The sequence below is a fragment of the Sporofaciens musculi genome (genome assembly GCF_009830285.1).
GTDB classification, from domain to species: domain Bacteria; phylum Bacillota; class Clostridia; order Lachnospirales; family Lachnospiraceae; genus Sporofaciens; species Sporofaciens musculi.
On sequence record NZ_WUQX01000001.1, the window covers coordinates 1,109,245 to 1,122,058 of the forward strand.

At 45.4% G+C, this 12,814-nt stretch carries 16 protein-coding genes, 1 tRNA gene and 1 pseudogene; 15 read left to right on the forward strand and 3 right to left on the reverse strand.

Annotation, left to right across the window (positions count from 1 at the left end; all coding sequences use genetic code 11):
• The first annotated feature begins 295 nt into the window (after nt 1–295).
• The 11 genes and pseudogenes from tsaE (at nt 296) to GN277_RS05520 (ending at nt 8,313) form a co-directional block, all read left to right on the forward strand.
• Nucleotides 296–721 (forward strand): tRNA (adenosine(37)-N6)-threonylcarbamoyltransferase complex ATPase subunit type 1 TsaE, encoded by a 426-nt coding sequence (gene tsaE / locus GN277_RS05470; protein WP_159756417.1) that lies wholly within the window; start codon nt 296–298, stop codon nt 719–721.
• Nucleotides 709–1,440 carry a tRNA (adenosine(37)-N6)-threonylcarbamoyltransferase complex dimerization subunit type 1 TsaB gene (tsaB, locus tag GN277_RS05475; RefSeq protein WP_159750183.1) on the forward strand — a complete coding sequence of 244 codons (732 nt, stop codon included), beginning with the start codon at nt 709–711 and terminating at the stop codon, nt 1,438–1,440. Before tsaE ends, tsaB begins: the two co-directional genes overlap by 13 nt.
• Nucleotides 1,427–2,461, forward strand: coding sequence for a threonine aldolase family protein (locus GN277_RS05480; protein ID WP_159750184.1), 1,035 nt, complete (start codon nt 1,427–1,429; stop codon nt 2,459–2,461). The genes tsaB and GN277_RS05480 overlap by 14 nt, the downstream gene beginning before the upstream one ends.
• A 1-nt stretch (nt 2,462) precedes the next feature.
• Nucleotides 2,463–2,945 (forward strand): ribosomal protein S18-alanine N-acetyltransferase, encoded by a 483-nt coding sequence (rimI, locus tag GN277_RS05485; protein ID WP_159750185.1) that lies wholly within the window; start codon nt 2,463–2,465, stop codon nt 2,943–2,945.
• A 172-nt stretch (nt 2,946–3,117) separates the two neighbouring features.
• Nucleotides 3,118–3,345: a hypothetical protein gene (locus GN277_RS05490; protein WP_159750186.1), complete on the forward strand. Its 228-nt coding sequence runs from the start codon at nt 3,118–3,120 to the stop codon at nt 3,343–3,345.
• A gap of 18 nt (nt 3,346–3,363) precedes the next feature.
• Nucleotides 3,364–4,272 (forward strand): ribonuclease Z, encoded by a 909-nt coding sequence (locus GN277_RS05495; RefSeq protein WP_159750187.1) that lies wholly within the window; start codon nt 3,364–3,366, stop codon nt 4,270–4,272.
• 18 nt (nt 4,273–4,290) lie between these two features.
• Complete coding sequence (gene tsaD / locus GN277_RS05500; RefSeq protein ID WP_159750188.1) at nt 4,291–5,319, forward strand: tRNA (adenosine(37)-N6)-threonylcarbamoyltransferase complex transferase subunit TsaD; 1,029 nt, start codon at nt 4,291–4,293, stop codon at nt 5,317–5,319.
• Nucleotides 5,320–6,030 carry a 2-C-methyl-D-erythritol 4-phosphate cytidylyltransferase gene (gene ispD, locus GN277_RS05505; protein ID WP_159750189.1) on the forward strand — a complete coding sequence of 237 codons (711 nt, stop codon included), beginning with the start codon at nt 5,320–5,322 and terminating at the stop codon, nt 6,028–6,030.
• The gene (locus tag GN277_RS05510) at nt 6,027–6,527 is read left to right on the forward strand and encodes a GNAT family N-acetyltransferase (RefSeq protein WP_159750190.1); all 501 of its coding nucleotides are present in this window, start codon (nt 6,027–6,029) and stop codon (nt 6,525–6,527) included. The genes ispD and GN277_RS05510 overlap by 4 nt, the downstream gene beginning before the upstream one ends.
• 194 nt (nt 6,528–6,721) lie before the next feature.
• Nucleotides 6,722–6,947, forward strand: a pseudogene (locus tag GN277_RS05515) (DUF6718 family protein).
• A 7-nt stretch (nt 6,948–6,954) separates the two neighbouring features.
• On the forward strand, nt 6,955–8,313 hold the full coding sequence (locus tag GN277_RS05520) for a macro domain-containing protein (RefSeq protein ID WP_159750191.1): 1,359 nt from the start codon (nt 6,955–6,957) through the stop codon (nt 8,311–8,313).
• Nucleotides 8,314–8,434: 121 nt separating this feature from the next.
• Here the strand turns inward: GN277_RS05520 and GN277_RS05525 are convergent, their stop codons facing one another.
• On the reverse strand, nt 8,435–9,142 hold the full coding sequence (locus GN277_RS05525; RefSeq protein WP_159750192.1) for a hypothetical protein: 708 nt from the start codon (nt 9,140–9,142) through the stop codon (nt 8,435–8,437).
• Nucleotides 9,143–9,378: 236 nt separating this feature from the next.
• On the opposite strand from GN277_RS05525, the gene GN277_RS05530 reads away from it, so the two are divergent.
• The 3 genes from GN277_RS05530 to GN277_RS05540 all read left to right on the forward strand — a co-directional run bounded on the left by GN277_RS05530 (nt 9,379) and on the right by GN277_RS05540 (nt 11,497).
• Entirely contained in the window at nt 9,379–10,101 is a 723-nt protein-coding gene (locus GN277_RS05530) for an ABC transporter ATP-binding protein (protein ID WP_159750193.1), read from the forward strand.
• 16 nt (nt 10,102–10,117) lie between these two features.
• Nucleotides 10,118–11,047: a SufB/SufD family protein gene (locus GN277_RS05535; RefSeq protein ID WP_159750194.1), complete on the forward strand. Its 930-nt coding sequence runs from the start codon at nt 10,118–10,120 to the stop codon at nt 11,045–11,047.
• Nucleotides 11,048–11,131: 84 nt separating this feature from the next.
• Nucleotides 11,132–11,497 carry an MATE family efflux transporter gene (locus GN277_RS05540; protein ID WP_159756420.1) on the forward strand — a complete coding sequence of 122 codons (366 nt, stop codon included), beginning with the start codon at nt 11,132–11,134 and terminating at the stop codon, nt 11,495–11,497.
• Between the two features lie 66 nt (nt 11,498–11,563).
• On the opposite strand, the gene GN277_RS29345 is transcribed toward GN277_RS05540, so the two are convergent.
• Both GN277_RS29345 and GN277_RS05545 read right to left on the reverse strand, forming a co-directional pair.
• A complete protein-coding gene (locus GN277_RS29345; RefSeq protein WP_204162707.1) occupies nt 11,564–11,731 on the reverse strand; it encodes a hypothetical protein in 168 nt (55 codons plus the stop codon).
• 269 nt (nt 11,732–12,000) lie between these two features.
• Nucleotides 12,001–12,083: transfer RNA gene (locus tag GN277_RS05545), tRNA-Leu, on the reverse strand.
• Nucleotides 12,084–12,247: 164 nt separating this feature from the next.
• Between GN277_RS05545 and GN277_RS05550 the strand changes: the two genes are divergently transcribed.
• Nucleotides 12,248–12,778 (forward strand): ferredoxin domain-containing protein, encoded by a 531-nt coding sequence (locus GN277_RS05550; RefSeq protein ID WP_159750195.1) that lies wholly within the window; start codon nt 12,248–12,250, stop codon nt 12,776–12,778.
• Nucleotides 12,779–12,814 lie beyond the last annotated feature (36 nt).

Below are 12,814 nucleotides of genomic sequence, written 5' to 3' on the forward strand. Positions count from 1 at the left end.
TATGGCAAGTTCCTGTTCACTCCCAAGCCGTGCACTACGCTGCACGGCTACAGGCCAGTACAGTAATGGGGTCAGAATCCGGCCTCTTGCCGTAAGGCAACTTTAAATAGGCTGGATTCGTTACTGTGAACACCATGGGTGTGAGCAGTAACTATGGCAATCTGACGATTGCAAAATAAGTATATCATGAGTAGCGAAAGAAGAAAAGATGTGTTATAATGACGGGGCGGGAATCAGCAGAGAGAGGATATTTTCTATGGAGACAGAGGCGAATGATGTGATAGAGACATTTCCTATAATAATAGAAACAAATTCAGAGCAAGAAACCCATGAGCTGGGTGTGAAGATGGGAAAAGAGTCCAGGGCTGGGCAGGTGTATACGCTGATTGGCGACTTGGGCGTCGGAAAGACGGTGTTTACCAAGGGATTAGCTTTAGGGCTTGGGGTTAGTGAGCCTGTCAGCAGCCCTACGTTTACCATTGTTCAGATTTACGAGGAAGGGCGGCTGCCCTTTTATCATTTTGATGTATATCGAATTGGCGACGCAGAAGAAATGGACGAGATTGGTTATGAGGATTATATCTACGGCCAGGGTGTAAGCCTGATTGAGTGGGCGGATTTGATTCGGGAGATTCTTCCAGCTCACTATACGGAGATTAAGATTGAGAAGGAGCTTGAAAAGGGATTCGATTATCGGAGGATTAGCATATGCGAATATTAGCGATGGACAGCTCAGGGCTTGTGGCAAGCGTGGCTGTGGTGGAGGACGGACCCGTTGGAGAAGTGACGGTCGCGGAGTATACGGTGAATTATAAGAAGACGCATTCCCAGACACTGCTTCCGATGTTAGATGATGTGGCGAAGATGATCGAATTAGATTTGGATACCATAGATGCCATAGCGGTTGCGGCAGGGCCAGGCTCCTTTACGGGTCTGCGAATCGGCTCGGCTACGGCGAAGGGACTGGGGCTTGCTCTTAAGAAGCCGCTGATTCATGTGCCTACCCTTCATGGTCTTGCGTATAATCTGTGCGGTTCGGATAAGCTTGTATGTCCAATAATGGACGCACGGAGGGGACAGGTCTATACAGGGATTTATGAATTTGATGGAAATGACCTTGTAGTGATAGAGAACCAGATGGCAATCAGTATCGAAGAACTGGGAGAAAAGATCTGTGCTTATGGCAGAGAGGCAATATTTTTAGGGGACGGTGTTCCAGTATTTGGCGAAGCGCTTACAGAACAGATTATGGCAGGACATAAGATTTCCTTTGCACCTGCACATATGAACAGGCAGAGGGCGGCGTCAGTGGGAGCCCTTGCGATTCGATATTACAGGGAGGGAAGGACGGAGACGGCGGCAGAGCATGGGCCGGATTATCTTCGGGTTTCCCAGGCAGAGCGTGAGAGAAGGGAGAGATTAGGAAATGATACGATTTGAATGTGATTATCTGGAGGGCGCCCACCCTCTGATTTTAAAGAGAATGGAGGAAACGAATTTTGAGCAGACGGCAGGATATGGAGAGGATGCCTTCTGCGCCTCTGCAAAGGAGAAGATTCGTAAGCTTTGCGGCGGTATAGATGTTGAGGTTCACTTCCTTGTGGGAGGAACCCAGACAAATTTCACGGTAATCAGTGCGGCGCTTCGGCCTCACCAGGGCGTGCTGGCGGCAGTTACCGGACATATTAACGTCCACGAGACGGGCGCGGTGGAGGCGGTTGGCCATAAGGTGCTTGCCCTTCCCAGCGAGGACGGCAAGATTCGTGCGTCTCAGGTGCGCATGGCTTATGAGGCCCATTGGAATGATAAGGACCATGAACATATGGTGCAGCCAGGTATGGTGTACATTTCTCACCCGACAGAGAATGGAACTCTTTACGGTAAGGAAGAATTACAGGCATTGCATGAGGTATGTCAGGAATTGTCGCTGCCCTTGTTTTTGGATGGCGCAAGGATGGGATACGGCTTGATGTCGGAGGCGGGCACACTGACGCTTAAGGATATTGCTAAGTTTACAGATGTGTTCTATATTGGCGGCACCAAGGTGGGAGCTTTGTTTGGGGAGGCGGTGGTGATTGCCAATCCGCTGCTTCGGAAGGATTTTAGGTATTTTATCAAACAGAACGGCGGTATGCTGGCAAAAGGGAGACTTTTAGGCATCCAGTTCGATACCCTTTTTACGGATGGTCTGTATTTTGAGATTGCAAAACAGGCGGATGCTCTTGCTATGCGGCTTAAGGATGCATTTGTGAAGAAGGGGTACAGGCTCAGATATGATTCTTATACCAACCAGCAATTCCCGATTCTGCCCAATGACCATATGGAGAAGTTAAAGGAGAAGTATTCCTTCGCATTCTGGGAGGAGGTGGATGCTTCCCACAGCGCGGTCCGGTTCTGTACCAGTTGGGCGACAAAGGAGGCTGCGGTGGACGAGCTGATTCGTGATATCGAGGCCCTGTGACATGCCGAAGACTGAGCAATGTCAGAAGCAGCAGGGAGAATGGAGAATTTGTGAAGTTCAATCTGGATGGGCAAATGAAATCGCAGATGTGGCGGCATTGGAGAGACATATATTTTCAGATGCATGGACGGAAAATGGAATTCGGGAGACATTGTGTCAGGAAAATGGAATCGTCCTTGGCATATGGAAGGGGGAGTTCCTTGCCGGATATGTGATTCTGTATTATGTGTTGGATGAAGGCGAGATTGCCAGGATTGCGATAGATTCTGCCTGCCGTCGTCAAGGGGTGGCCGGCAGGTTATTAGAACGCCTGTCGAAAATCTGTGAGGTAAAGGGGATTAGGCGGCTGATGCTTGAGGTCAGAACAAGCAATGAGGCGGCGATTTCCTTCTATAAAAAGAGTGGATTTACAGAAGACGGAGTCCGCAAGGGCTACTATACCAATCCCTGTGAGGATGCAATTCTTATGAGTAAACTGCTGTGAGATTTTTGGTTTTATGGAAGATGTATGGCAGGTATGACAGCAGTTCCCACTGGATTACAGGGCGGATAGAGGATATAATGTAGGCGTAACAAGAAAGAAGAAGTATCTTGCGTAGAGTTTTGTCTTTTTTGGGCTGTCACGCAGATCAGGAGATACCGACAGGAGGAATTGTATGCGCCAGTATAGAACTGAGTTAGAGAGAACAGAGAAGGTTGAGAAGATCATTTGTAATAAATGCGGTAAGGAGATTCTGGTACAAAGAGGGGTTCCCCAGGAGGATGTGCTGGAGGTTGAGAAGCGTTGGGGATATCATTCCAGAAAAGACAACCAGGTAGACCAGTTTGATCTGTGCGAGGACTGTTATGACGAGCTGGTTGGAAGTTTTCTGATTAAAGTGTAGGAAAATATGAGGTAGGATATGTTAGATGTATGTTTGTTAGGGACAGGGGGAATGATGCCGCTGCCCTATCGGTGGCTGACTGCTCTTATGATACGATATAATGGTAGCAGCGTGCTGATTGACTGTGGGGAGGGAACGCAGATTGCAATCAAGGAAAAGGGATGGAGTTTCAAGCCGATTGACGTAATCTGCTTCACCCATTACCACGGGGACCATATCAGCGGTCTTCCGGGGCTTCTGCTTACAATGGGAAATGCAGAACGTACAGCCCCTCTGACCCTTGTGGGGCCTAAGGGCTTAGAGCGAGTGGTGAAGGCGCTCAGGGTGATTGCCCCAGAGCTTCCCTTCCCTATCAAATATATGGAGATTACAGAGCCGGAGCAGACATTCGAGATGAATGGCTACCGGCTTAAAGCATTTCGGGTCAACCATAATGTTCTATGCTATGGCTATACCCTGGAGATTGACAGGGCAGGGAAATTCGACGTAGAACGCGCCAATGGGGCAGGAATTCCTCAGAGGTATTGGGGAATCTTACAAAAAGGCGAGACTGTGGAGGTTGAGGGAAACTGCTATACGCCGGACATGGTGCTTGGCCCGCCGAGAAAAGGGCTTAAGATTGCATACTGTACGGATACAAGACCCACGGATTCCATCAGGAAAAATGCGGCAGGCTCGAATCTTTTCGTCTGTGAGGGAATGTATGGAGAGAAGGATAAGCTAAAGAAGGCAAAGGAATACAAGCATATGACCTTCTATGAGGCGGCGCAGCTTGCGAAGGAAGCGGATGTAGACGAAATGTGGCTGACTCATTACAGTCCGTCGCTGACAAAGCCGGAGGAGTACATGGACGAGGTGAGGGCAATCTTCCCGCACTCGGTTGCGGCGAAGGATAAAAGGTCAATAGAATTGGTTTTCTCAGATTAATAGAAAGAGGACATAGATATGTGCGAAAAAGAAGATGTATTAATTCTGGCCATTGAAAGCTCCTGTGACGAGACGGCGGCGGCAGTCGTCAGGAACGGACGTGAAGTGAAATCGAATATCATATCTTCCCAGATTGCCCTTCACACTCTTTATGGGGGTGTTGTTCCGGAGATTGCATCCAGGAAACACATCGAGAAGATTAACCAGGTGATTGAATCTGCTCTTTTGGAGGCAGAGGTTACGCTTGAGGACATAGACGCGGTTGGAGTCACCTACGGGCCAGGGCTTGTGGGAGCCCTTTTGGTGGGGGTTGCGGAGGCGAAGGCCATTGCTTATGGGGCAAAAAAACCTTTAATCGGAGTCCACCATATTGAGGGGCATATTGCGGCAAATTTTATCGAGCATCCCAAGTTAGAGCCGCCCTTCTTTTGTCTGGTGGTGTCCGGAGGCCATACCCATCTTGTGCGGGTGAAGGATTATGGGCAATTTGATATTATCGGGCGAACAAGAGACGATGCTGCCGGAGAAGCATTTGACAAGGTGGCGCGGGCTATTGGGCTTGGATATCCCGGCGGACCGAAGATTGACAAAGTGGCAAAGGAAGGGAATCCTAAGGCGATTACATTTCCAAACGCCCATGTGGCGGACGCGCCTTATGATTTCAGCTTCAGCGGGGTGAAGTCAGCAGTATTAAACTATATCAACGGATGCCAAATGAAGGAAGAAGAATACAGCCAGGCTGACGTGGCGGCGTCATTTCAGAAGGCAGTTACAGACGCTTTGGTGGAACGTGCAATGCATGCCGTGGAGGAGTACCATGTGAAGCAGTTTGCAATCGCAGGGGGAGTTGCGTCCAACAGCGCCCTTCGATTGGCAATGAAAGAGGCGTGTGATAAGAAAGGGGTAGAGTTCTATTATCCGTCGCCGGTTTATTGTACAGATAATGCGGCCATGATCGGCGCTGCCGCTTATTATGAATATATCAATGGCACGAGGCACGGTTGGGATTTGAACGCTGTTCCGAATCTGAAGCTGGGGGAGAGATAGATGGTGACAACGAAAGATAAAAAGCGATGCGTTGCGGTGGTGCTTGCGGCGGGGCAGGGAAAACGGATGGGAACCACTGTCCAGAAGCAGTACATTGAGCTTAACGGGAAACCATTGATTTATTATGCGTTAAGGACGTTTCAGGAATCGGATATCATCGACGAGATGGTGCTTGTGGTGGGAAAGGGGCAGATATCTTATGCTGAACATGAGATTGTAGAGAAGTATGGTTTTTCAAAAGTTAGAGCGATTGTTGAGGGCGGTAAGGAACGCTATGATTCTGTGTGGCAGGGCTTGAAGGCTGTGGCTTCGGACGAGGAGGCTTACTACATATTTATCCATGACGGGGCCCGTCCCTTTGTGGACAATGGAATCCTTAAGCGGGGATATGAGACGGTGAAACGGTTTCGGGCATGTGTTGCGGGGATGCCCAGTAAGGATACAATCAAGGTGGTGGATGATGAAGGCTTTGCGGTTAATACGCCAGACCGCAAATATGTGTGGGTGATTCAGACGCCCCAGGTTTTCGAGAAGACTTTGATTGTGGAGGCATATTCTCGGCTGATGGAGGGTGAGCATCGGGATGTGACGGATGACGCTATGGCGGTAGAACGGATGATGAAGGTTCCGGTGAAGATGTTTGAAGGCTCCTATCAGAATGTAAAGATTACGACGCCGGAGGATTTGGAGATTGCGGAGGTATTACTATGAAGATTGAATTAAGAGAATGGTCAATGGATGACAAGGAAAGTATGGCAAATATATGCAATAGTGTGGAGAGGGATTATCTCTCTAACAGGCTTCCCTGTCCCTACACAATAGAAGATGCTAAGTGGTGGCTGAATATGGCGTCTAAGCAGGAGGGAAAAGAGGGAGTTTTTCGCTCGATTATGGCGGATGGAGAGATTGTGGGTAATATTTCTGTGGAGAAGAAATCGGATGTCTATGAAAAAGATGGAGAGATTGGATATTTTCTCGCGACTGAGAGCTGGTCGAAAGGCATTATGACGGAGGCGGTGAGGCAGATTTGTGAGATTGCGTTTGAGAAGCTTGACATTATCCGGATCACCGGTCTTATCTATGAGCCGAATGTGGCCTCACGCAGAGTTTTGGAGAAGAATGGATTTGAGCTGGAAGGGGTTATGAAGCGGGCGGTTGTAAAGGGTGAGAAGGTGTATGACCTCTGTATATATGGGAAGTTAAAGTGATAAAATATACGGGATGGAATATTTGTGAAAGGTGAAAATATTAAGGTGAAAGTATTTTGCCAGACAATTAAATAGCTGGCTGCATAAATATGTATATAAACGGGTATACAATAATAACGTTGGCTGGACATTGCGTAAGGAGTATGAAAATGGCAGAGTCCGAACGGAGAAAGAGTTTAAGGAGGTTTTGAACAATGTGTTATCTGATTGCCAAGAGATTTGATGATATAGGATGCCTTGCGTTGCAAACTTCTCATGGTCACGAATTGGTAGAGTTGAAAAAAATTGTTGGCTGGAATAGGCGTCGATAAGATACAGTTGGTTACCATAAGCCGTCCGTCAGCGTATGGAGAATATGAGCCGTATCGTTTTGTAGATTCAGAACAAGAATTTGAACAGGAGCTTATGAAGTTGAAGTAAATATGATATGCATACAAAAGATAAAGATATTTTAGCAATGATAAATATTGTCTGTGAGGATATCACAAAGTTTGTTAAAAGAGAGAATATTGATACGATTGTCAATCCTGCAAAGCCGACGCTCATGGGCGGGGACGAACCCAGTGTTGATTATGAGATACATAAAGCAATTAATCAAAATTTGAAAAAGAAGAAATTCAAAGATAAGATTAGACAAGAAGTTGATGGAAAAAATAAATGGGGCGAAGATGTAATCCGATGCGAACGGGGAAAAGTAGTTGTTACAAAAGGATATTCCCTATGTAAAACAGTATTTCATGTGGTCGGTCCTAAATTTGACGGTGACAGAAAAAATAATAAAATTTTCTGTACAAGCTCATGTGTACAGAAGCTGGAAGCCTGTTACCGTGAAATCATAAAAGAGATAAAGAGCCGGCAGGGGATTGAGAAAGTTGCAATTCCTATTATTGGTGCAGGCAATTATGAGATACCCTATGAGGTGGCGGTAAGGGTAGCGTTAGCTACGGTAGCGAATGAGCTGGTGGATTGGAAGAACAGAGATAGGGAATTTTTTGATTTTTCTGCGTTGAAAAAGATATATTTTTGTATCTATCATAGGGGGCGGGATACGAGACAGGTTTATTATGACAAGGCAACAGAGATTTGGAACGAATATCGTAAGATTATCAAATGTAATAATAAGGTTGTCTATCAGACTACCACGCAGGCACATTTCAGCTATTTGCTAGAGATAAAAGAACATGATGGGGAGAGAGGATATTTTGCAGTTGCAAGGAGTATACGGTTGGTGCTTCTTGTTATTCGGATATTATTTATACCTGTGTTGTTATTCAAAGATATACTGGGCGGTTATAATTGGCACAAAAGACGTGTGGTTGTGGAGATAACAGCTCTGCTGAAATTAGGATTTCCGGTTATAATCTATTTCGGGATTCGGCAGAATGGGTTGAGTGTGGAGTGTGAAAGGATCATTACAATCATTACAGCAGGTGTCATATATCTTATGCTTGATACGATTACTTATTTAGTGCTGTTGATTGTACTTTCGGATATACAGAGACCCTCGGCAAATGTAATCCGTTCCATGATTTTCCTTTTGATAAATTATCTGGAAGTGTCTTTCGATATAGGGGCTATATTTTATATTTGGAATTTGGGCAGAATAGATTTTTGGACGGCAATACAGTTCGGAATTATGCCTGATTTCTTAAGTGACAGCGGTATTGCCGACCTTGTATTATACAGACCTTTATTGTATGTGAATAACGGCATAAAATTTTTCTTTATGACATTGGCGTTCGGATATTTTGCGAATCATTTAAGGCAGAGAGAGTTTTTAAGTTAGCAGATTATGAAGCAGTGAAGTAGGGGCTGTCCTTTTAAGTAGTATCTTAGGGGCAGCCCTTACTTTATGGTGAGAGATTCTCGGTTTTTGGTTTTTCTTTACTACGGGTATTGGCACAGGCTTACCGTACCAGAAACTTTCGGATTAGGCAGCTTATGATACCAGCGATACATAAGGGCAGCAAAGTGGTATGTATCGAGCCATAGACATTAAGCGCCCCCTGTACCCCCTGAAGAAAAGCCGGAGAAGACGGTATCAGCCCGCAAAGCAGATAGGACAGGAAGGCGCCGGCATAGATAAAGATGAATGAAAACAGTCCTTTCCCTGTGTCCAGCCGGCGGTCCTTGTGGTCGCTTTTTTTGCTTCCTGTCAGTATTACCAGGAAGGAAAAGAATTCAAACAACAGCAGGAACAGGGCGATTCCGGTGTATGCGGCAAGCACATAATTCTTTTCAATAAAGGCGCGGAATACGTCGCCGTAAGCGGCGTGATGCTTCCAGAAATTCTCTGCCAACACATAAAAGATTACAGCAGTCAGGATAAGCGTAGCTGTGCGAAGCAATAGGTTCACAAGCTTATAAACGAGCTTGCCACCTGTTTTTACGGTTTTGGCGGCAGGGGAAACCAGATTCGGCGCTTTACGCCGTTTCTTTTTCCTGTTTTTTCCTTTATTATTTCTATTTTCATCTAATTCTGACAGCGTGGACAGAACATCCTCGTAATCGTCGTCATCATCATCCGCCGCATCTCGCAGAAGGTCGGAATAATCTTCTTGGTAAATGACTTCAAAATCGTCGTCAAAGATGTCTTTGGTTTTATTTATACTCATATAAAATCCCTCCTTATAAAACGTTTTTTTATTGTAGTATGATTTATTCAAATACTCAATACATATCACAGAAAGTTCACGAAGATATAAGGTTTTCTTTAGATTATAAAAGAACTATAAAATAACTTTTAAGATTCCTGTCCGTGTAGTATAATATTCCAGGCGAGATTCTTGTGACATTGAGAGTAAAAAATTGCGTAGATTTTTTAGTGATGGAAGAAAAGGAGAGTGAAGATATGCTTGAAGTGAAAAATCTGACATTCAAGGTGAATGAAAATGGAATAGAGAGAAGCATTGTTAAGAATATCAGCTTCCGTGTGGACGACGGAGAGATGCTCGTAATCACAGGACCCAACGGCGGCGGGAAGTCTACGCTTGCCAAGGTGCTGATGGGAATCGAGAAAGCAGACGAAGGACAGATTATATTAGACGGAGAAGATATTACGGCGTATGATATCAACCACAGGGCAAATGCGGGAATTGGTTATGCATTTCAGCAGCCGCCCAGATTCAAGGGAATGACGGTAATCAGGCTGTTATCCCTGGCAGCAGGGCGTGAACTGAAGGAATCGGAGTGCTGCGGGCTTTTAAGCCGTGTGGGACTGTGCGCCCAGGAATATGTGAGACGTGAAGTGGATGCAACGCTTTCTGGAGGGGAGATGAAGCGGCTTGAGATTGCGACGGTATTGGCAAAGCCTCACAAGCTTTGTATCTTTGACGAGCCGGAGGCAGGGATTGATCTGTGGAGTTTTTCCATGTTGATTCAGGAGTTTGAAAAGATTCATAGAAAGAAGGCGGAGAGCCTGATTTTGATTTCCCATCAAGAACGTATTATAAAGATGGCTGACAGAATCATGGTGATTGAAAATGGGACCATCGGAGCAGTGGGTCCAAGAGATGAGATTCTTCCCAGATTGTTGGATAAGGGAGGCAGTTGTACCTGCATGAATCGGGAATAGGAAGGAGTGGGATAGAATGGGAGAATTATTGGATAAGATTACAGAAAAGATTCTGCGGCAGATTGACGGCGCAGGATTTGAACAGAAGGGCGCGTTTAACCTGCGGCATAACGGTATTGCGCTCTGTCATGGTGACAGTGAGCATATTAAGATTAAGAAGAAGGAAGGTAAACAGGGCATTGACATTTTCATAGACGGTGAGACGAAGGGGGAACAGGTGCACATTCCAGTGGTGGTGGATGCTTCCGGAATGAGGGACGTGGTTTATAATGACTTTTATATCGCTGAGGGGGCGGATGTGACCATTGTTGCCGGATGCGGAATCCATAACAGCGGATGCAATGAAAGCCGCCATGACGGTATCCATTCCTTTCATGTAGGGAAGGGAGCAAATGTGCGCTATGAAGAAAAGCATTACGGAGAGGGCGAAGGGACCGGCGGGAAGGTTCTGAATCCGGTCACGAAGATTTATCTTAAGGAGGATGCGGTATTTACTCTGGATACGGCTCAGATAAAGGGAGTAGATTCGACTCTTCGCGAGACGGATGTAGAGATGGGGCCCAATTCTAAGCTGTATGTGGTGGAGAAATTAATGACTCATGATAATCAGACGGCAGAGTCTAATATGGAAGTCCAGATGAATGGGGAGGGAAGCTCTGCGCAGATTATATCCAGGTCGGTTGCCAAGGGGCATTCACGACAGGTGTTTCACCCCAAGGCTGTGGGAAATGCAGGATGTCACGCCCATGTACAGTGTGATTCCATTATTATGGACCATGCTGAGGTCAGTTCTATTCCAGAGATTAATGCAAGGCATCTGGACGCGGCGATTATCCATGAGGCGGCGATTGGGAGGATTAACGACGAGCAGTTGGTGAAGCTGCGTACTCTGGGGATGACGGAAGAAGATGCAGAAGATGTGATTATAAATAATTTTTTGAATTAGAAAAGATATGTTAGAAGATAAAAAACTATATCTGTTTGAAAAAGCAGCGGTGCCGAAAGCGGTGGCGTCTATGGCTCGGCAAAGATTACTGTAGGCGCGCTAGGATTGATTGCGCTTTGCTTTTATGCTGGTGCAGAGTTCTTCGTGGGGATGTTTATCCAGAATGGGGAAATAATCGGGTATGGGACAAGATTTCTAAGGGGATTATGCCTGGCATTACCATTCCTGAATATGAATTTTCTGGCAGTCGGCGTATTTCAGGCCGTGGGAATGGGCAAAAAAGCGTTTGCTTTTGCAATTCTCAGGAAAATCATTATGGAGATTCCGGCGATTTATCTTTTGAACAGGCTGCTTCCTTTGTATGGAATGGCTTATGCGCAGTTTGTGACAGAAGTAATCTTGGCGGCTGTGGCTGTGATAACGATTAGACGAATGTTTAGGGAAAAGTGACAGTAAAATAGAAATAAATCCCAGAACCTTTTATTCTAAGGCTTCTGGGATTATCATCCTTAGTTGTTACATTTCATATTCTTCAGTCGGAATACCTAAAGCAGATAACTTATTTTTGATCACCTTTAGTTGATAGTCAAGCTCAGAATTTTCATGATCACCATTTGCTTTTTTAATGCGTTGCAAATCAGTATATTTGTCAATCATTGTTGTGATTAGTTCTTTATCAGTCATATCCTGTACCATCCTTTCACCGCCTTTACCATATTAAAACAAAAGTTAAGTATTAAAGTCAGTATAGCGGATTTTGTAAAAGGTGTAAAGCCTTTATTGAATATGCTAATAAATGAAAAAGAATATAACGGATCGAAAACTTTATCAGAAACCGCCATTGACAGACATTAAAAAAAAGAACCCATAAAAATTAAGGATTCTTACGTGCATAACAAAATTTGAAAAATAGCGCGAAACATGAACTCTGTGTTCAGCTTCGCGCCTTCCGATGCGGAGAAAGGGACTTGAACCCTCACAGGATTGCTCCCACTAGAACCTGAATCTAGCGCGTCTGCCATTCCGCCATCTCCGCTAACAAAAATTATTCTATCACAAAACTTCTCATTTGGCAAATACTTTTTTAAATATATTCTAAAAATTTTATAAAAATCGTCGGTTATCAAGTTGATTATCCAAAAAAGATGTGATAGTGTGTATATACACGAAAAATATATATGTTTAAGGAGGAGGCTCATAATGTTAATTCAGGAAAAGCAGGCAGAAAAAGATGCAGTTATCCAGACTGCAAAAGCCATGTGTCAGGCGGCAAGGACAGCGCCGAAGGCAAAAGGAATGGATTATGTACATACGGCGATTTTGACCGGAGAAGAAAAGGATAAGCTTGCAGACGAGATGGACAGGCTTGCAGATGTATTTCATTATCAGTTTTTCCATAGAGATGCAGACAATCTTCGCACAGCCCAGGCAGTAGTCCTGATTGGCCAGGAGAATGCGGTACATGGGTTGAATGAAGGATGCCAATTCTGCGGCTTTCAGAACTGTAAGGCATGTCTGGAGGCAGGCGCTAATTGTGCTTACACGGCCATGGATTTGGGCATTGCCATCGGCTCGGCAGTCAGCGTGGCAACAGATGCCCGCGTGGATAACCGTGTCATGTTCTCCGTCGGACGTGCAGCAATGGAGATGAAGCTGTTAGGGGACAGAGTTTGCCAGATGGTGGGAATCCCATTGAGTGTGTCAGGTAAATCACCGTTTTTTGACCGTTAAGGCAAAGAAGGCGTATGGGGGCTTCCATACGCCTTA

Coding starts and splice junctions, on each gene's coding strand:
- GN277_RS05535 (WP_159750194.1), top strand. CDS start 10,118: ATGGGAGAATTATTGGATAAGATTACAGAAAAGATTCTGCGGCAGATT.
- GN277_RS05520 (WP_159750191.1), top strand. CDS start 6,955: ATGCATACAAAAGATAAAGATATTTTAGCAATGATAAATATTGTCTGT.
- GN277_RS05510 (WP_159750190.1), top strand. CDS start 6,027: ATGAAGATTGAATTAAGAGAATGGTCAATGGATGACAAGGAAAGTATG.
- tsaD (WP_159750188.1), top strand. CDS start 4,291: ATGTGCGAAAAAGAAGATGTATTAATTCTGGCCATTGAAAGCTCCTGT.
- tsaB (WP_159750183.1), top strand. CDS start 709: ATGCGAATATTAGCGATGGACAGCTCAGGGCTTGTGGCAAGCGTGGCT.
- rimI (WP_159750185.1), top strand. CDS start 2,463: ATGCCGAAGACTGAGCAATGTCAGAAGCAGCAGGGAGAATGGAGAATT.
- GN277_RS05550 (WP_159750195.1), top strand. CDS start 12,248: ATGTTAATTCAGGAAAAGCAGGCAGAAAAAGATGCAGTTATCCAGACT.
- GN277_RS05495 (WP_159750187.1), top strand. CDS start 3,364: ATGTTAGATGTATGTTTGTTAGGGACAGGGGGAATGATGCCGCTGCCC.
- ispD (WP_159750189.1), top strand. CDS start 5,320: ATGGTGACAACGAAAGATAAAAAGCGATGCGTTGCGGTGGTGCTTGCG.
- GN277_RS05525 (WP_159750192.1), bottom strand. CDS start 9,142: ATGAGTATAAATAAAACCAAAGACATCTTTGACGACGATTTTGAAGTC.
- GN277_RS05530 (WP_159750193.1), top strand. CDS start 9,379: ATGCTTGAAGTGAAAAATCTGACATTCAAGGTGAATGAAAATGGAATA.
- GN277_RS29345 (WP_204162707.1), bottom strand. CDS start 11,731: ATGACTGATAAAGAACTAATCACAACAATGATTGACAAATATACTGAT.
- GN277_RS05490 (WP_159750186.1), top strand. CDS start 3,118: ATGCGCCAGTATAGAACTGAGTTAGAGAGAACAGAGAAGGTTGAGAAG.
- GN277_RS05480 (WP_159750184.1), top strand. CDS start 1,427: ATGATACGATTTGAATGTGATTATCTGGAGGGCGCCCACCCTCTGATT.